Raw genomic sequence first — 18,228 nt, forward strand, 5'->3', positions numbered from 1 at the left:
GCCCTGAGCCAGGTGCAGCGCCGCGCGGTGAGTGAACTGCTGCGGGTCGCTCCTGTCGCCGACGACCTCGCCCGCCGCTTCCAGGAGGCCGGGTTCTCACTTGCCCTGGTCGGCGGCTCGGTACGGGACGCGCTGCTGGGTCGGCTCGGTAACGACCTGGATTTCACGACTGACGCGCGTCCTCAGGACGTTCTCAAGATCGTGCGCCCTTGGGCCGACGCCGTCTGGGAGGTCGGGATCGCCTTCGGCACGGTCGGTGCCCAGAAGGACGGCTACCAGATCGAGGTGACCACCTACCGTTCCGAGGCCTACGACCGCACCTCGCGCAAGCCCGAGGTGTCGTACGGGGACTCCATCGAGCAGGATCTCGTCCGCCGTGACTTCACGGTGAACGCCATGGCGGTGGCGCTGCCGGAGAAGGAGTTCGTCGATCCGCACGGCGGGCTGGAGGACCTGGCGGCACGTGTGCTGCGGACGCCGGGAACTCCGGAGGAGTCGTTCTCGGACGATCCGCTGCGCATGATGAGGGCCGCGCGTTTCGCGGCCCAGCTCGACTTCGAGGTCGCCCCCGAGGTCGTCACGGCGATGACGGACATGGCCGGACGCATCGAGATCGTCTCGGCCGAGCGGGTGCGGGACGAGCTGAACAAGCTGATCCTCTCCCCGCAGCCGCGCACCGGCCTGACGCTGCTCGTCGAGACGGGCCTCGCCGACCGCGTGATGCCCGAGCTGCCTGCGCTGCGTCTGGAGCGTGACGAGCACCACCGTCACAAGGACGTCTACGACCACACACTGATCGTCCTGGAGCAGGCGATGGCATTGGAGGAGGACGGTCCCGACCTCACCCTCCGCCTGGCCGCCCTGCTGCACGACATCGGCAAGCCCCGCACGCGCCGGTTCGAGAAGGACGGGCGGGTCTCGTTCCACCACCACGAGGTGGTCGGGGCGAAGATGACCAAGAAGCGCATGACGGCCCTGAAGTACTCCAACGAACTGGTGAAGGACGTCTCACGTCTGGTCGAACTCCACCTGCGCTTCCACGGCTACGGCACGGGAGAGTGGACGGACTCGGCGGTTCGGCGCTACGTCCGTGACGCCGGCCCGCTCCTCGACCGCCTCCACAAGCTGACCCGCTCGGACTGCACGACCCGGAACAAGCGCAAGGCTGCCGCTCTGTCGCGTGCGTACGACGGGCTGGAGGAGCGGATCGCCAAGCTGCAGGAGCAGGAGGAGCTGGACTCGATCCGTCCGGACCTCGACGGCAACCAGATCATGGAGATCCTCGGCGTGGGCCCCGGGCCGGTCATCGGCCGGGCGTACCAGCACATGCTGGAGCTGCGTCTGGAGAACGGGCCGATGGAGCACGACGCCGCGGTGGCCGAGCTCAAGGAGTGGTGGGCGGGGCAGGAGAGCTGAGGCCGCGAGCCGGGTCATGTTTCACGTGAAACATGACCCCGGGGCATCGCACTCAGGCATACAGAGGGCCGGTGTTTCACGTGAAACACCGGCCCTGTGCGTCGGGCTCTACTTGACGGTCTTCAGGCAGAGAACGACATCGTGGTTGTCGCCCGACTGGTAGTACGCGATCTGCGATTCCTTGACGGCTTCGCACTTGTCGGCGTCGCTGCTGTTGTCGAACTTCTCGACGACTTCGTACTGGGCATCGCTGGATGAGCAGTCGACCGTCGACAGGTCAGGCTGGGACTGCGAGCCCTTGTTGTGCATGCAGCTGCCCACGGACGTGGTCTCCGCGTCGGTCTTGCCCACCTGCCACTTGATCACGGCGATGATGATCGCGACGACGATGAACCCGACGATGCGCAGAAGCTTCTTGCTGAAGCGTCGGCCGGGAGCCGGCGGGGGGACCGGACCGGCGCCCTGGGGCGGGAAGCCGGGCTGCTGCGGCTGACCGCCCTGAGCCGGGAACGGAGCCTGGGGTGCAGCCACGGGCTGGCCCTGTGCGAATGGATTGCCCTGGGGCGGCGGAGTGGTCACTGGGGGTCCCCCTAAAACATGGTGAGTGACGCGAACATGTCGCGAGATAAGACCCACGTAAGGTAGCGGTCCCCACTGACACCGCAGTAGTCAGAAGTGGCTCCGTGTCATTGATGTGACACTTGCCGGTGGCCAAAACGGGCCATAGCCACAGCTACCGCCGCGTAGATAACGGCGATCGTGATCACCAGAGGCGCCGACCGACCGTCCGGCGGCAGCATCAGGGCGGCCACCGCGGCCGCGCCGACGAAGGAAACGTTGAAGAGTACGTCGTAAACCGAGAAGATCCGGCCACGGAAGCCGTCCTCGACGCAGGACTGGACGATGGTGTCCGTGGCGATCTTCGCGCCCTGGGTGGTCAGCCCGAGGACGAAAGCCGCCGCCAGCAGCGGGGCGGCGGCGAACGGCAGCCCGAGAGCCGGCTCCAGCAGCGCGGCGGCGCCCGCGCACACGACGATCCAGCGGCCCGGCCCGAGCCGCACCGCGGCCCAGGGCGTCATCACGGCCGCCGAGAAGAAGCCGGCACCCGAGACTCCCAACGCCACTCCAAGCAGGGCGAGTCCGTCGTCCGGGGTCGAGGTGAGGGCATACCGGCACAGCATCAGCAGCATGACCAGCAGCGCGCCGTAGCAGAACCGCATCAGCGACATCGCCGCGAGCGCCCAGGCGGCCTCACGGCGCTGCGGCGCGGCCAGATGGCGCACACCTGACGCCAGATCACGCGCGGTGTCCGTGAGAGCCGTCCCGATCCGCTGCCGTGTCAACGGCCGGTCAGGTCCGAGGAGTTCGCGCGCCATGCTCAAGGACGCCAGGGCCGCGCACAGGTACAGCCCCGCTCCCACGAGCACCACCGCGGCGTCGGAGTCCGCCACCACCAGCCGCACGACGAAGGCGAGCCCGCCGCCCGCGGTCGCCGCGAGCGTTCCGGCGGTCGGGGAGAGGGAGTTGGCGATGACCAGGCGATCGGCGTCGACCACACGCGGCAGGGCGGCGGACAGGCCGGACAGGACGAAGCGGTTGACGGCGGTGACGCACAGAGCCGAGACGTAGAAGAGCCAGTCCGGCGCCGGGCTGAGGATCAGCAGGGCCGTCGCGCAGGCCAGCAGCGCGCGCAACAGGCTCCCGAACAGCAGCACCTGGCGGCGCCGCCAGCGGTCCAGCAGCACCCCGGCGAAGGGACCGACGAGCGAGTACGGGAGCAGCAGCACCGCCATCGCGGAGGCGACCGCGGCGGCCGAGGCCTGCTTCTCCGGGGAGAAGACCACGTATGCGGCGAGCGCGACCTGGTAGACGCCGTCGGCACCCTGGGACAGCAGACGCACGGCGAGCAGGCGCCGGAAACCCTGGAAGCGCAAGAGGACGCGCAGGTCACGGACGACGGCCATGGGGCCCAGCCTCACATACGGGGAAGGTCCCCGGGTCGTGCGACCCGGGGACCCTCACAGCCCTGGCAGGAGCGAATGTTTCCGGCGCGTCAGCGCTCGACCTCACCCTTGATGAACTTCTCGACGTTCTCACGGGCCTCGTCGTCGAAGTACTGCACCGGCGGCGACTTCATGAAGTAGCTCGACGCCGAGAGGATGGGACCGCCGATGCCGCGGTCCTTGGCGATCTTCGCGGCGCGCAGGGCGTCGATGATGACGCCGGCGGAGTTCGGGGAGTCCCAGACCTCCAGCTTGTACTCCAGGTTCAGCGGGACGTCACCGAAGGCACGGCCTTCGAGGCGGACGTAGGCCCACTTGCGGTCGTCCAGCCAGGCGACGTAGTCGGACGGGCCGATGTGGACGTTGCCCTCGCCCAGCTCGCGGTCGCGGATCTGGGAGGTGACGGCCTGCGTCTTGGAGATCTTCTTCGACTCGAGGCGGTCGCGCTCGAGCATGTTCTTGAAGTCCATGTTGCCGCCGACGTTCAGCTGCATCGTGCGGTCCAGGACGACGCCCCGGTCCTCGAACAGCTTCGCCATGACGCGGTGCGTGATGGTGGCGCCGACCTGCGACTTGATGTCGTCGCCGACGATCGGCACGCCCGCCTCGGTGAACTTGTCCGCCCACTCCTTGGTGCCGGCGATGAAGACCGGGAGGGCGTTGACGAAGGCGACCTTGGCGTCGATGGCGCACTGCGCGTAGAACTTCGCAGCGTCCTCGGAGCCGACGGGCAGGTAGCAGACGAGGACGTCGACCTGCTGGTCCTTGAGGACCTGCACGACGTCGACCGGCTCCTCGGCGGACTCCTCGATGGTCTCGCGGTAGTACTTGCCGAGACCGTCGAGGGTGTGACCGCGCTGCACCGTCACACCGGTGCTGGGCACGTCGCAGATCTTGATGGTGTTGTTCTCGGAGGCGCCGATGGCGTCCGCCAGGTCGAGACCGACCTTCTTGGCGTCCACGTCGAAGGCGGCGACGAACTCGATGTCGCTGACGTGGTAGTCGCCGAACTGGACGTGCATCAGGCCCGGCACCCTGGACGCCGCGTCGGCGTCCTTGTAGTACTCGACTCCCTGCACCAGCGATGCGGCGCAGTTGCCCACACCGACGACGGCTACGCGAACCGAACCCATTCCGGTTGCTCCCTGTGTGTACGAGTGAGGCCCTGACTGGGCTCTCACGTGGCGGTGTCGTCGGGCGTATCCGGACGGGGGTCGCCCCCCGGCCGGGGCAGGCCGCCCGACGCTCCAGATGTGGTGTCACGCGAGGCGGGCCCCCCGGTGGCCGGACCCTTGAGGTCCCGCCCCGCCCGCTCGCTTTCGATCAGCTCGTTCAGCCAGCGCACCTCGCGCTCCACGGACTCCATCCCGTGGCGCTGGAGCTCGAGCGTGTAGTCGTCGAGGCGCTCCCGGGTCCGGGCCAGGGAAGCGCTCATCTTCTCCAGCCGCTCCTCCAGCCGGCTGCGACGGCCTTCCAGCACGCGCATGCGCACATCGCGCGAGGTCTGGCCGAAGAAGGCGAAACGGGCGGCGAAGGTCTCGTCCTCGTACGCGTCGGGCCCGGTCTGCGAGAGCAGCTGCTCGAAGTGCTCCTTACCCTCCGCCGTCAACCGGTAGACGATCTTGGCGCGGCGCCCCGTGAGGGGGGCGGCGAGGGCGTCCTCGGGGGTGGTGCCCGGTTCCTCGATCAGCCAGCCGTTGGCGACCAGCGTCTTGAGGCAGGGGTAGAGCGTCCCGTAGCTGAACGCACGGAACACCCCGAGGGACGTGTTGAGCCGTTTGCGCAGCTCATACCCGTGCATCGGAGATTCGCGAAGCAGGCCGAGTACGGCGAACTCGAGGATCCCGGAACGCCGGCTCATCGTCGCCTCCTCTCGCCGCGGTGCGCGTGTATCGGCCCGATGTGTCGGACCGATGTGTCGGGCTGATGTATCGACTCGATACATCACGACGATAGAACGGCCTTCCGTATGCGACAAGAGGGGGTCGGGTGAACGGGATCACATCACCGATTCATCGGACACGACTTGCCTGATTTGAGGTGAACTTCGAGGCTCGGAGGGTTTTGACGGTGCGTAGTCTGTGCGCCATGCACATCACCGGGAACCGAGGGACGCCTGAGAGCGTCGTGGTCCTCGGTGTAGTACGGGTGCACGCGGGACCGATGAATGCGGAGCCGACCGCATCCGTACTTCGGGGGGACCGGAAACCAGCCGCCGTTTCCAGGCGCGCAAAGGTGCGCCTGCCCGAGGAGTAGTCGTTCGATGAGCGAGCACCGTCGCAAACCGCCGCAGCCGCAGGGAGGCGGACGTGCCGCGGCCCGACGCGGCCAGTCCGGCTCGTCCTCCGGCCGCCGTGCGGCACCGCGAGGCGCCACCGGGTCTCCGTCCGACTCCTATGGGTCGGACGCGTACGACTCAGGGGGTGAGGAGCGTCAGTACGGCGGCCGTGCCGAGGCCCGCCGCGCGGCGCAGAGAAGCACGGGCGGCAGCCGCCGCAGAGCGGCCGAACCGGCCCGAGGTGGTCGGCGTGCCGGCCCCGGTGGCCCGCAGGGGCCCGGGCGGGGCAGGGGGCGGGCCGCCGCCGTGCCCGACAAGAAGCGGCTGATCGACTATCCGCGGGCCGGCAAGTACGGCTGGCAGCGCTGGGTGCCCTCCTGGAAGCTCGTCTCCGGGTTGTGCATCGGCTTCTTCGGCAGCCTGGTGGCCGTGGCGGGCATCGGCTACGCCATGGTGGGCGTCCCCAACGAGGAGAACGCCGCGGCCCTGTCGCAGAACAACGTCTACTACTGGGCCGACGGCTCCCAGATGGTCGCGGCGGGCAGCGGCCAGAACCGGCAGAACGTCACGATCGACCGGATCCCCAAGGCCATGCGGTGGGCGGTGATCTCGGCCGAGAACAAGAGCTTCTACCAGGACTCGGGTGTCGACCCCATGGGCATCGCCCGAGCCCTGGCGAACATGGCCCGGGGCGGTGACACCCAGGGCGGTTCGACGATCACCCAGCAGTTCGTCAAGAACACCTACCTGAGCCAGGAACAGACGGTCAGCCGCAAGTTCAAGGAGATGTTCATCTCCATCAAGGTGGGCACGAAGCTCTCCAAGGACGAGATCCTCCAGGGGTACCTGAACACCTCGTACTACGGCCGCGGCGCCTACGGCATCCAGGCGGCCGCGCAGACCTACTTCGGCAAGGAAGCGAAGGATCTCGAGCCGAACGAGTGTGCCTTCCTCGCCGCTCTGCTCAAGGGCCCGACCTACTACGACCCGGCGGGCAACGATGGCATCGACCCCTCGGCGACCCGGGAGGCCAACACCAAGCGCGCCAAGGCCCGTTGGAGCTGGATCCTCGAGCAGATGCACAACGACAAGAGGATCACGGACCAGCAGTACCAAGAGGCGATCAAGAACTTCCCCAAGCTCCAGGGCCGCAAGGCGTCCAAGGGCATGACCGGCCAGATCGGGTACCTGGCGGACACGGCCAAGAAGTACGTCCTGAACCACTCCAACATCTCCGAGAAGCAGTTCGACCAGGGCGGCTACCAGATCAGGACGACCTTCGACAAGGACAAGGTCGAGGCGCTGGCGAAGGCCGTCAAGAAGGTCGAGAAGGAGAAGCTCGACCCGAAGAACCGCGAGCTGGACAAGCACGTCCAGTTCGGTGCGGCGTCGGTGAAGCCCAAGGACGGCGCGATCGTCGCGTTGTACGGCGGCGCCGGCTACGAGAACGGCCACTTCAACAACAACGCGGACACCGCGGGTGTCCCCGTCGGTTCGACGTGGAAGCCGTTCGTGCTCGCGGCGGCGATGCAGCACGGCACGTACAAGAGCGACGGAGTCGGGGTCTCGCCGCTGAGCAAGTACAACGGCAACGACCATCTCAAGGTCAGGAAGAACGACGGAAGCTACGTCCTGAAGAAGGACAACACGCCGTTCTTCCAGGAGAACGAGAGCGACTACCCCTGGGGCTACATCTCCTTGCGCAAGGCGATGGAGCAGTCCGTGAACACGCCGTTCGTGCAGCTCGGCATGGACGTGGGGATGAAGAACGTGGCCGACGTGGCGGAGAAGGCCGGCATCCTGGAGGGCAGCTTCGCCGAGCTCAACGCGTCGTTCGCGCTCGGTACGTCGACTCCCAGTGCGATCCGTATGGCCGACGCCTACGCGACGTTCGCCGCGGCGGGCAAGCAGGCCGCCCCGTACTCGGTGACGAGCGTCAAGTTCAATGGCCAGGAGCTCGAGGGCTTCAAGAAGCCGAGGGTCACGCAGGCGATGCCCGAGCAGGTGGCCAACAACGTCACGAACGTTCTGGAGAACGTCATCCAGAACGGTACGGGTACGAAAGCGCTCGCCCTCGGCCGTACGGCGGCCGGCAAGACCGGTACCACCGACGAGAACAAGTCGGCCTGGTTCGTCGGCTACACCCAGCAGCTGTCGACCTCGGTCGCGATGTTCCGTGAGGACCCCAAGAGCGCCAAGCTGCTCTCCATGAACGGCACGGCGGGTGAGAAGTCCATCCACGGTGGTGACGTTCCGACCCTGGTGTGGACCGAGTACATGAAGGCCGCGCTCAAGGGTCTGACCGACCTCGGCTTCCCGCAGGCCGAGAAGATCGGCCAGATCCAGGACGAGCTGGGTGCGCCGACGCCCACCCCCACGCCCACCGTGGAGCCCAGTGAGACGGTGACCGAGTCGCCGAGCGCCACGCCCAGCGAGACCCCGACCAGTCCGTCGCCCACTCCGAGCGAAACCTGTGGGTTCTTCGGGTGCCAGAACGACGGCGGCCAGGAGAACGGCGGCCAGGAGAACGGTGGGACGGACGGTGGAGTGAGCTCCCCGCCCGCACCGACCGACACAAGCGAGACCGGCGGCAATACCAGGGGCAATGGCAACGGAGGCATCTTCGGAGGACCAGAGGAATAGCCGCTGACAGATCGCCCGGCTTGGGTGTTTCACGTGAAACGCGAAGGTGTTTCACGTGAAACGAGGGCCGCCGTCCCCTCATGGGGACGGCGGCCCTCGGCGTTTTGCCAGACACGTACGGCAGGATGTGCGGCATGCCCAGTGCAGAATCGACGCAAGCGAGCGTCCACGAGCCGGACCCGGTGCGGCCGACCAAGGAGGACGAGGTCGCCGCAGCCGGCAGCGAGCTGATCGGCGGCCCGCTCGGGCGGCGTGCCCTGCTCGGGGCGTCCTGGTGGACTCCCGTGCGGGTGATCGCGCTGGTGGCGATCGGCATGTTCGCCCTCGGCCTGGTCCAGAAGGCGCCCTGCTACAACGGCGCGTGGTTCTTCGGCGCGAGTTCCCAGTACACGCACGCGTGCTACTCGGACATCCCGCACCTCTATCAGGGGCGCGGTTTCGCCGATGGGCTCGTGCCGTACTTCGACCGGCTGCCCGGCGACATGCAGTACCTGGAGTATCCGGTGCTCACCGGCGTCTTCATGGAGGTCGCCTCCTGGCTGACGCCCGGCAGCGGCACCATCCAGGACCAGGAGCAGTGGTACTGGATGGTCAATGCCGGGATGCTCATGGTGTGCGCGTCGGTCATCGCCGTCTGTGTGACCCGCACCCACGCACGGCGCCCCTGGGACGGCCTGCTGGTCGCCCTGGCGCCCGCCGCCGCGCTGACGGCGACCATCAACTGGGACCTGCTCGCGGTCGCTCTCACGGCCGCCGCGATGCTGATGTGGTCGCGCGGCCGATCGCTTGCCTTCGGTGTCCTGCTGGGGCTCGCCACAGCCGCCAAGCTCTACCCGTTCCTGCTGCTCGGGCCCCTGATGGTGCTGTGCTGGCGGGCGGGCAGGTGGCGTGCGTTCGGAACGGCTCTGGGCGGCGCGATCGTCGCCTGGATCGTCGTGAACGCGCCGGTGATGCTGTTCGCGTTCGACGGATGGTCGAAGTTCTACACGTTCAGCCAGGAACGGGGCGTCGACTTCGGCTCGTTCTGGCTGATCATGGCGCAGAACTCGGACGACCCGCTCAGCACCGACACCGTCAACACCCTGGCGACGCTGCTGATGCTGGTGTGCTGTGCGGCTGTCGCGGCGCTCGGACTGACCGCCCCGCGCCGCCCGCGGTTCGCCCAGCTCGCCTTTCTGATCGTGGCGGCGTTCATCCTCACCAACAAGGTCTACTCGCCGCAGTACGTCCTGTGGCTGGTACCGCTGGCCGTCCTGGCCCGGCCGAAGTGGCGGGACTTCCTGATCTGGCAGGCCTGCGAGGTGGCGTACTTCCTCGGGATCTGGCTCTACCTCGCGTACACGACCAGCGGAGACGCCCACAAGGGTCTGCCCACCGACGGCTACCACTGGGCCATCGCCCTGCACCTGCTGGGGACGCTCTACCTGTGCGTGATGGTCGTGCGTGACATCTTCCTGCCCGAGCGGGACCCGGTGCGGCGATCCGGTGACGACGACCCCTCGGGCGGAGTGCTCGACGGCGCCGAGGACGCTTTCGTGCTCGGCCCCGCTGCTCGCGGCGGACGGCAGAAGACCGCCCGGTTCGACGGGCCGTCGGTCGAGTGGGGCCGGCCCGACGCCACGGACGGTTCACTCTGAGCGAACGGCGCGAGACGGCGTAGCCGGGAACGACGAAGGCCGTACACGGGAACGTGTACGGCCTTCCTGCCGCGCGGGCAGAGATGCTGCGTCGCGTCGTCAGCGGTCCATGAGCCGGTCGAACTGCGTGGTGGTGTGGCGCAGATGGGCCACCAACTCGTCGCCGACCTTCGGTTCCGGTGCGTCCGCCGGCACGAACAGGATCGAGACCTGCATGTGCGGCGGCTCCGCGAACCAGCGCTGCTTGCCACCCCAGACGAACGGGGAGAGGTTCCGGTTCACGGTCGCGAGACCGGCCCGGGCGACGCCCTTGGCACGCGGCATGACGCCGTGGAGCGCCTTGGGAGCCTCCAGACCCACTCCGTGGGACGTTCCACCCGCCACGACCACCAGGAAGCCGTCTGAGGCCGCCTTCTGCTGCCGGTAGCCGAAGCGGTCGCCCTTGGCGACGCGCGTGACGTCCAGGACCGCACCGCGGTACTCGGTGGCGTCGTGGTCCCCCAGCCACAGCCGCGTGCCGATGCGGGCCCGGAACCGGGTCTGCGGGAACTGCTGCTGGAGCCGGGCGAGTTCGTCGGCCTTGAGGTGGCTGACGAACATGGTGTGCAGGGGCAGGCGGGCGGCGCGCAGCCGGTCCATCCAGCCGATGACCTCCTCGACGGCGTCCGAGCCGTCGGTGCGGTCCAGCGGCAGGTGGATGGCGAAGCCCTCCAGGCGGACGTTCTCGATGGCGGCGTGCAACTGGGCCAGGTCCTGCTCGCTGATGCCGTGCCGCTTCATCGAGGACATCACCTCGATGACCACGCGGGCACCGACCAGGCCGTACACCCCGTCTATCGACGAGACGGAGCGGATGACCCGGTCCGGGAGCGGCACCGGCTCCTCGCCGCGCCGGTAGGGCGTCAGCACCAGCAGGTCCCCGCTGAACCAGTCCTTGATCCGGGCGGCCTCGTACGTCGTGCCGACGGCGAGGATGTCCGAGCCGAGCCGCGTGGCCTCCTCCGCCAGGCGCTCGTGTCCAAAGCCGTAGCCGTTGCCCTTGCAGACCGGCACGAGGCCCGGGAACTGCTCCTGCACGTGCTTGTGGTGCGCACGCCAGCGCGCGGTGTCGACGTAGAGCGTGAGCGCCATGGCCGGACCTGGAACCTTTCTCGTGGTCGCCGTGAATCAGCGGTTGCCGTGTGTCAGGGGTATAGAAGCACTGAAATGGACATCAACGGCGCGACATGTAGATGTCGAGCGCCTTGTGCAGCAGCTTGTTCAGCGGGAAGTCCCACTCGCCGAGGTACTCGGCCGCCTGGCCGCCGGTACCCACCTTGAACTGGATCAGGCCGAAGAGGTGGTCGGTCTCGTCCAGCGAGTCGGAGATGCCGCGCAGGTCGTAGACCGTGGCGCCGAGGGCGTAGGCGTCACGCAGCATCCGCCACTGCATCGCGTTCGAGGGCCGGACCTCGCGGCCGATGTTGTCGGAGGCGCCGTAGGAGTACCAGACGTGCCCGCCCACGATCAGCATCGTCGCCGCCGACAGGTTCACGCCGTTGTGCCGGGCGAAGTACAGCCGCATGCGGTTGGGGTCCTCGGTGTTGAGGGCCGTCCACATGCGCTGGAAGTACGACAGCGGGCGCGGCCGGAAGTGGTCGCGCACGGCCGTGATCTCGTACAGCCGCTGCCATTCCTCGAGGTCCTGGTAACCGCCCTGGACGACCTCGACGCCGGCCTTCTCGGCCTTCTTGATGTTGCGGCGCCACAGCTGGTTGAAGTTCTTGTGGACCTCTTCCAGGGAGCGGTTCGCCAGCGGCACCTGGTACACGTAACGGGGCTGGACGTCGCCGAAGCCGGCGCCGCCGTCCTCGCCCTGCTGCCAGCCCATGCGGCGCAGCTTGTCGGCGACCTCGAAGGCACGCGGCTCGATGTGGTCGGCCTCGATGTCCCGCAGGCGCTTGACGTCCGGGTTCTGGATGCCCTGCTTGATGGAGGGCGCCTCCCAGCGCCGGATGATCACGGGCGGGCCCATCTTCACGGAGAAGGCGCCCTGCTGCTTCAGGTGCGCCAGCATCGGTTCCAGCCACTCCTGGAGATTCGGCGCGAACCAGTTGATGACCGGACCCTCGGGCAGGTAGGCGAGGTAGCGCTTGATCTTGGGAAGCTGCCGGTAGAGGACCAGCCCGGCACCGACCATCTCGCCGGTGCGGTCGTCGAACCATCCGAGGTTCTCGGAGCGCCACTCCGCCTTGACATCAGCCCAGGCCGGGACCTGCATGTGGCTCGCCGACGGCAGACTCTGGATGTAGGCCAGATGCTGCTCGCGACTGATGGTCCTCAGGGTCAGGCTCATTCGGGGCGCTCCTCGGGCTGGTGTGTCCCCATGGGTTCAGGGGCTCCGGCTCTCGCGCGAAGCCTACTGCGCCGTGGGAGCGCGCCGGTTGGGCGTACGGGCCCTACGCCCCGGCGCGAGGCCGGCCGGGGCGTGACCCGGTGTTCGGAAGAGGAGGTGTCCTGGCGTCAGCCGATGAGGCCGCCGTGTGCCATGCCCAGGAAGAACCCGACGCCGGACGCGCCCAGACCGAGGATCAGTCCGAAGCGCTCGCGGGTCGTCTCCGAGATCCACTGGCCGTACGCGCCCGTGAGGATGCCCACCAGACCGGCCCAGGAGCTGAGCAGGTGCAGATCCTCGTCGATGATCGCGGTGAGGAACGCGGTGAGGCCCAGCACCAGGGTCACCGCGAGCAGGGTGTCCTGGAGGGGATGGGGCTTGCCGTCCGTGGCGAAGAGGCCGCCGGCGGTGTTGGGTCGCAATGCCTGTGCCATAGGGCACCTCCTGCGAAAGTCGGCGCATCGTAGCGCCATACACACCCGATGTGTACAGATTGGCTGCCCTGGCGGCCGGATTTCAACCGCAAGCCGCTGTGCGGGTACTCTGTACCGTCCGCACCGGTGTCTGCCCATGTCATGGCAGGGGCTCCTCATCAGAACCCCCGACTGTCAGTGGTGGCCGATACCGTTGCTACGCATCACAACCCTCCTGCCACGGAACGACCGTGGCCGCTGAGTCCAAAGGAGGTGGGTTCCACATGCGTCACTACGAGGTGATGGTCATCCTCGACCCCGAGGTCGAGGAGCGCGCTGTCTCTCCGCTGATCGAGAACTTCCTTTCTGTCGTCCGTGACGGCGGCGGAAAGGTCGAGAAGGTCGACACCTGGGGCCGTCGTCGTCTCGCGTACGAGATCAAGAAGAAGCCCGAGGGCATCTACTCGGTCATCGACCTGCAGGCCGAGCCTGCGGTCGTCAAGGAGCTCGACCGCCAGATGAACCTGAACGAGTCGGTCCTCCGGACCAAGGTCCTCCGTCCCGAGATGCACTGAGCTTCGGCTCAGCTGATCCCGGGATTCGAGTAGCAAGCAGCCAGAGCAAACCCGCCGAGAGGTTCCCCCATGGCAGGCGAGACCGTCATCACGGTTGTCGGCAATCTTGTCGACGACCCCGAGCTGCGCTTCACCCCCTCCGGTGCGGCGGTCGCGAAGTTCCGTGTCGCGTCCACCCCCCGCACCTTCGACCGTCAGACGAACGAGTGGAAGGACGGCGAGAGCCTGTTCCTGACCTGCTCGGTCTGGCGTCAGGCGGCGGAGAACGTCGCGGAGTCGCTCCAGCGAGGCATGCGCGTCATCGTGCAGGGCCGGCTGAAGCAGCGGTCCTACGAGGACCGTGAGGGCGTCAAGCGCACGGTCTACGAGCTGGACGTCGAGGAAGTCGGCGCCAGCCTGCGCAACGCCACGGCCAAGGTCACCAAGACCAGCGGCCGGGGTGGCCAGGGCGGCCAGGGTGGCTTCAGCGGCGGTGGCGGCGGCCAGGGTGGCGGCGGCTGGGGCGGCGGCCCCGGCGGTGGCCAGCAGGGCGGCGGCGCTCCCGCTGACGACCCGTGGGCGACCGGCGCTCCCGCCGGTGGCAACCAGGGCGGTGGCGGCGGCTGGGGTGGAAACTCCGGCGGCAGCGGCGGCGGCTACTCGGACGAGCCTCCCTTCTAAGGGCGAGCTCGTACTCACACTTCTTGATCACACAGGAGAAACACCATGGCTAAGCCGCCTGTGCGCAAGCCGAAGAAGAAGGTCTGCGCATTCTGCAAGGACAAGGTCACGTACGTGGACTACAAGGACACGAACATGCTGCGGAAGTTCATTTCCGACCGCGGCAAGATCCGTGCCCGCCGCGTGACCGGCAACTGCACCCAGCACCAGCGTGACGTCGCCACGGCCGTGAAGAACAGCCGTGAGATGGCGCTGCTGCCCTACACCTCCACCGCGCGATAAGGGAAGGGTGACCGACTCATGAAGATCATCCTCACCCACGAGGTCTCCGGCCTCGGTGCCGCGGGCGACGTCGTCGACGTCAAGGACGGTTACGCTCGCAACTACCTGATCCCGCGGAAGTTCGCTATCCGCTGGACCAAGGGTGGCGAGAAGGACGTCGAGCAGATCCGTCGTGCTCGCAAGATCCACGAGATCCAGACCATCGAGCAGGCCAACGCTGTGAAGGCCCAGCTCGAGGGTGTCAAGGTCCGTCTGGCCGTCCGCTCCGGCGACGCCGGTCGTCTCTTCGGTTCCGTCACTCCGGCCGACATCGCTTCCGCGATCAAGGCTTCCGGTGGCCCCGAGGTCGACAAGCGCCGCATCGAGCTCGGCTCGCCGATCAAGACGCTGGGCGCTCACGAGACGTCCGTGCGTCTGCACCCCGAGGTTGCCGCCAAGGTCAACATCGAGGTCGTCTCGGCCTGAGTGCCGCGTCTGCTGAAGCAGTAAGCGTTGGGGCCGCACCCTGTGGGGTGCGGCCCCAATCGTGTCTGCGGTCAGCCGACCTGTGGGCGACGTCCCTGATCACGACGTCCCTGTGTCATGACGTCCCGTTTCACGTGAAACAGCGTGCTCTGGGAGTTCGTCGTGTTTCACGTGAAACAGGCAAGGTTTCACGTGAAACGGTCAGCGGGTCGCACCCGTCACCATCCAGCGGCCTGAGCGGGCGCGGAGCCATAGCGTCAGCATCCGCACGCTCATCATCAGCGTCATCGTGGCCCAGAGAGCGGTGAGCCCACCGCCCAGCACCGGGACCAGCAGGGCGACCGGTGTGAAGACCGCCAAGGTGAGCAACATGGCCCAGGCGAGGTACGGGCCGTCGCCGGCGCCCATCAGGACCCCATCCAGCACGAAGACAATGCCGGAGATCGGCTGGGAGAGGGCGACGATGACCAAGGCGGGCAGTGCCACGTCCTTGACCGCCGTATCGCTGGTGAACAGCGGCAGGAACGCCGGCCGGAGGATGATCACCAAGACGCCGAGTACAACACCGACGGCGATGCCCCACTCCACCATGCGGCGGAACGCCTCCCGGGCGCCCTGGGCGTCACCGGCCCCCAGATAGCGTCCGATGATGGCCTGCCCAGCGATGGCGATGGCGTCGAGGGCGAAGGCCAGCAGACTCCACAGGGAGAGAATGATCTGGTGGGCGGCGATGTCGGCGTCCCCGAGTCGGGCGGCGACGGCGGTGGCGATCATCAGGATCGCCCGGAGGGAGAGGGTGCGGACCAGCAGCGGTACGCCGGCTTGTGCGGAGGCCCTGATCCCGGCGGCATCCGGGCGCAGCGATGCACCGTGCTTGCGGGCTCCTCGCAGTACCACCACGAGGTAGGCCGCGGCCATGCCGCACTGGGCGATGACGGTGCCCCACGCGGAACCGGCGATCCCCAGATCGGCGCCGTAGACGAGCCCTGCGTTGAGGGCGCCGTTGACGACGAAGCCGGCGATGGCGACATAGAGCGGGGTCCGGGTGTCCTGCAGACCGCGCAGCACACCGGTCGCGGCCAGGACGACGAGCATGGCCGGTATGCCGAGGACGGAGATGCGCAAGTACGTGGTCGCGTAGGGAGTTGCCGCGTCCGAGGCGCCGAAGACGTCTACGAGTTGGGGTGCCGTCGGCAGGGCGACGGCGATGACGGCGGCGCCGAGCAGCAGTGCCAGCCAGATGCCGTCCATGCCTTGCCGGATGGCGGCCGGGAGATCGCCCGCTCCGACGCGGCGGGCAACCGCTGCTGTCGTGGCGTAGGCGAGGAAGACGAAGACGCTCACGGCGGTCATCAGCAGGGCCGAGGCGACGCCGAGTCCGGCGAGTTGGGCTGTGCCCAGATGGCCCACGATGGCGGTGTCGGCCATGAGGAAAAGGGGCTCGGCGACGAGGGCACCGAAGGCCGGCACGGCCAGGGCGACGATCTCGCGGTCGTGCTGTCTCCGGCCGGTTCGGCGGCGCGCGGGAGCCTGTGTCATGTGCACCAATCTAATCGTCCACAGGTAAGAGATGCAAAGCTTTTGCGACCCTTACTTTCCGTCTCCGGGTGCGCACTCCTGTGCACTGTTCGAGGCGATCTTGCGCCGCTTGGGAAAGTTTTTCTTCTGCACAGCCGGTGGACGGCAACGCCGCAGGTCAGAGAGGTCGCCCGGAGAGATCTGACTGCTTGTTCACAGGCCTGTCCACCGGCTCGTGCACAGGTTTCGGCGAGTTCTCCACAGCATCTGGGCCGTCGTCCACATGGCCTGTGGATAACCAGATTGGCTGACGGTGCCCGGGGGCCTACGGTGGTCCGGCGCCCGCTCCGTCCGCCGGTTTTCAAAACACCACAAAACCGGCGCGTGCCAACCGGAGTTGGGCCTCTTATTTGTCAGTGCCGTGCCGTACAAAAGAGGGGCACGGCTAGGTCCGCCTCGGCGGACGGGAGGAGGTGGCTCGGTGAGCATTTCCGAGCCCTTGGACGATCCGTGGGCCGACAGTGGTCCCAGTGATCGTCTGCCCGCCTCCCGTCGACGGGGTGACGGCGGCCGGGGCCGCGACGAACAGCATGAGCGCGGCAGGGACGGCGGGGGCTGGGACAGCGGATCGGCCCCGTCGTTCGAGCGGGTACCACCGCAGGACATCGATGCCGAGCAGTCCGTCCTCGGCGGCATGCTCCTGTCGAAGGACGCCATCGCAGACGTCGTCGAGATCCTCAAGGGCCACGACTTCTACAAACCGGCCCACGAGACGATCTACCAGGCCGTCCTCGACGTCTATGCCAAGGGCGAGCCGGCCGACCCCATCACGATCGCGGCCGAGCTCACCAAGCGCGGCGAGATCAACAAGGTCGGCGGGGCGTCCTATCTCCACACCCTCGTCCAGACGGTGCCCACGGCGGCCAACGCGGCCTATTACGCGGAGATCGTCCACGAGCGGGCTGTTCTGCGCCGCCTGGTCGAGGCCGGCACCCGTATCACGCAGATGGGATACGCGGCCGACGACGACGTCGACGAGATCGTCAACCGCGCCCAGGCAGAGGTCTACGCGGTCACCGAGCAGCGCACCAGTGAGGACTACCTCCCGCTCGGCGACATCATGGAGGGCGCGCTCGACGAGATCGAGGCGATCGGCTCGCGCAGCGGTGAGATGACCGGTGTGCCCACGGGGTTCACGGACTTCGACTCGCTCACCAACGGCCTGCACCCGGGCCAGATGATCGTCATCGCCGCGCGTCCGGCCATGGGTAAGTCCACGCTCGCGCTGGACTTCGCGCGGGCGTGCTCCATCAAGAACAACCTGCCGAGCGTGATCTTCTCGCTCGAAATGGGGCGCAACGAGATCGCGATGCGTCTGCTGTCCGCCGAGGCCCGGGTCGCCCTGCACCACATGCGGTCCGGCACGATGACGGACGAGGACTGGACGCGCCTCGCCCGGCGCATGCCGGACGTCTCTGCGGCGCCGCTCTATATCGACGACTCGCCGAACCTGTCGATGATGGAGATCCGTGCCAAGTGCCGTCGCCTCAAGCAGCGCAACGATCTCAGGCTGGTCGTCATCGACTACCTTCAGCTGATGCAGTCGGGTGGCTCCAAGCGGGCGGAGAGCCGTCAGCAGGAGGTCTCGGACATGTCCCGAAACCTCAAGCTGCTGGCCAAGGAGCTGGAGATCCCGGTCATCGCGCTCTCGCAGCTGAACCGTGGCCCCGAGCAGCGTACGGACAAGAAGCCGATGGTGTCCGACCTGCGTGAGTCCGGCTCCATCGAGCAGGACGCCGACATGGTCATCCTGCTGCACCGCGAGGACGCCTACGAGAAGGAGTCGCCGCGTGCGGGTGAGGCCGACCTGATCGTGGCCAAGCACCGAAACGGTCCGACGGCGACGATCACGGTCGCCTTCCAGGGGCACTACTCGCGGTTCGTGGACATGGCGCAGACCTGAT

Annotated in this window: 16 protein-coding genes; 8 read left to right on the forward strand and 8 right to left on the reverse strand. The window is 67.7% G+C overall.

All coding sequences use genetic code 11. From position 1 onward, the window contains the following. Positions 1-12 precede the first annotated feature (12 nt). The gene (locus tag AC0665_RS15860) at positions 13-1,416 is read left to right on the forward strand and encodes a CCA tRNA nucleotidyltransferase (RefSeq protein WP_478705254.1); all 1,404 of its coding nucleotides are present in this window, start codon (positions 13-15) and stop codon (positions 1,414-1,416) included. A gap of 108 nt (positions 1,417-1,524) precedes the next feature. Here AC0665_RS15860 and AC0665_RS15865 read toward each other — a convergent pair whose 3' ends face one another. The 4 genes from AC0665_RS15865 to AC0665_RS15880 all read right to left on the reverse strand — a co-directional run bounded on the left by AC0665_RS15865 (position 1,525) and on the right by AC0665_RS15880 (position 5,280). Continuing rightward, positions 1,525-1,995, reverse strand: coding sequence for an LppU/SCO3897 family protein (locus tag AC0665_RS15865; protein ID WP_468634529.1), 471 nt, complete (start codon positions 1,993-1,995; stop codon positions 1,525-1,527). A 107-nt stretch (positions 1,996-2,102) separates the two neighbouring features. Then, positions 2,103-3,380, reverse strand: a complete 1,278-nt coding sequence (locus AC0665_RS15870; RefSeq protein WP_478603035.1) for an MFS transporter — start codon at positions 3,378-3,380, stop codon at positions 2,103-2,105. Between the two features lie 89 nt (positions 3,381-3,469). Next, positions 3,470-4,552 carry an inositol-3-phosphate synthase gene (locus AC0665_RS15875; RefSeq protein WP_363121457.1) on the reverse strand — a complete coding sequence of 361 codons (1,083 nt, stop codon included), beginning with the start codon at positions 4,550-4,552 and terminating at the stop codon, positions 3,470-3,472. A 44-nt stretch (positions 4,553-4,596) separates the two neighbouring features. Next, positions 4,597-5,280 carry a PadR family transcriptional regulator gene (locus tag AC0665_RS15880; protein ID WP_468408011.1) on the reverse strand — a complete coding sequence of 228 codons (684 nt, stop codon included), beginning with the start codon at positions 5,278-5,280 and terminating at the stop codon, positions 4,597-4,599. 402 nt (positions 5,281-5,682) lie between these two features. On the opposite strand from AC0665_RS15880, the gene AC0665_RS15885 reads away from it, so the two are divergent. Both AC0665_RS15885 and AC0665_RS15890 read left to right on the forward strand, forming a co-directional pair. Continuing rightward, positions 5,683-8,340: a transglycosylase domain-containing protein gene (locus AC0665_RS15885; RefSeq protein WP_478705190.1), complete on the forward strand. Its 2,658-nt coding sequence runs from the start codon at positions 5,683-5,685 to the stop codon at positions 8,338-8,340. A gap of 125 nt (positions 8,341-8,465) precedes the next feature. Then, positions 8,466-9,977 carry a glycosyltransferase family 87 protein gene (locus tag AC0665_RS15890; RefSeq protein ID WP_478705255.1) on the forward strand — a complete coding sequence of 504 codons (1,512 nt, stop codon included), beginning with the start codon at positions 8,466-8,468 and terminating at the stop codon, positions 9,975-9,977. A 99-nt stretch (positions 9,978-10,076) separates the two neighbouring features. Here the strand turns inward: AC0665_RS15890 and AC0665_RS15895 are convergent, their stop codons facing one another. The 3 genes from AC0665_RS15895 to AC0665_RS15905 all read right to left on the reverse strand — a co-directional run bounded on the left by AC0665_RS15895 (position 10,077) and on the right by AC0665_RS15905 (position 12,785). Next, a complete protein-coding gene (locus AC0665_RS15895) occupies positions 10,077-11,108 on the reverse strand; it encodes an alanine racemase (protein ID WP_468408007.1) in 1,032 nt (343 codons plus the stop codon). An 82-nt stretch (positions 11,109-11,190) separates the two neighbouring features. After that, positions 11,191-12,312 (reverse strand): peptidoglycan bridge formation glycyltransferase FemX, encoded by a 1,122-nt coding sequence (gene femX, locus AC0665_RS15900; RefSeq protein WP_031137685.1) that lies wholly within the window; start codon positions 12,310-12,312, stop codon positions 11,191-11,193. A 167-nt stretch (positions 12,313-12,479) separates the two neighbouring features. Beyond that, positions 12,480-12,785 carry a hypothetical protein gene (locus AC0665_RS15905; RefSeq protein WP_361871411.1) on the reverse strand — a complete coding sequence of 102 codons (306 nt, stop codon included), beginning with the start codon at positions 12,783-12,785 and terminating at the stop codon, positions 12,480-12,482. 263 nt (positions 12,786-13,048) lie between these two features. Here AC0665_RS15905 and rpsF point away from each other — a divergent pair, with 263 nt between their 5' ends. From rpsF to rplI, 4 genes are all read left to right on the forward strand, one after another. Beyond that, positions 13,049-13,339 carry a 30S ribosomal protein S6 gene (gene rpsF, locus AC0665_RS15910; protein WP_104779105.1) on the forward strand — a complete coding sequence of 97 codons (291 nt, stop codon included), beginning with the start codon at positions 13,049-13,051 and terminating at the stop codon, positions 13,337-13,339. A gap of 69 nt (positions 13,340-13,408) precedes the next feature. Further along, positions 13,409-13,999, forward strand: a complete 591-nt coding sequence (locus AC0665_RS15915; RefSeq protein WP_363121461.1) for a single-stranded DNA-binding protein — start codon at positions 13,409-13,411, stop codon at positions 13,997-13,999. Between the two features lie 45 nt (positions 14,000-14,044). Beyond that, positions 14,045-14,281, forward strand: a complete 237-nt coding sequence (gene rpsR / locus AC0665_RS15920; RefSeq protein WP_003949403.1) for a 30S ribosomal protein S18 — start codon at positions 14,045-14,047, stop codon at positions 14,279-14,281. Between the two features lie 18 nt (positions 14,282-14,299). Beyond that, positions 14,300-14,746, forward strand: coding sequence for a 50S ribosomal protein L9 (gene rplI / locus AC0665_RS15925; RefSeq protein WP_389963205.1), 447 nt, complete (start codon positions 14,300-14,302; stop codon positions 14,744-14,746). Positions 14,747-14,947: 201 nt separating this feature from the next. Here the strand turns inward: rplI and AC0665_RS15930 are convergent, their stop codons facing one another. Next, positions 14,948-16,285 (reverse strand): MATE family efflux transporter, encoded by a 1,338-nt coding sequence (locus tag AC0665_RS15930; RefSeq protein WP_478705191.1) that lies wholly within the window; start codon positions 16,283-16,285, stop codon positions 14,948-14,950. Between the two features lie 460 nt (positions 16,286-16,745). Here AC0665_RS15930 and dnaB point away from each other — a divergent pair, with 460 nt between their 5' ends. Beyond that, positions 16,746-18,227, forward strand: a complete 1,482-nt coding sequence (gene dnaB, locus AC0665_RS15935) for a replicative DNA helicase (protein ID WP_478603027.1) — start codon at positions 16,746-16,748, stop codon at positions 18,225-18,227. Position 18,228: the final 1 nt, after the last annotated feature.

The organism is Streptomyces sp. NPDC043685, assembly GCF_056436585.1.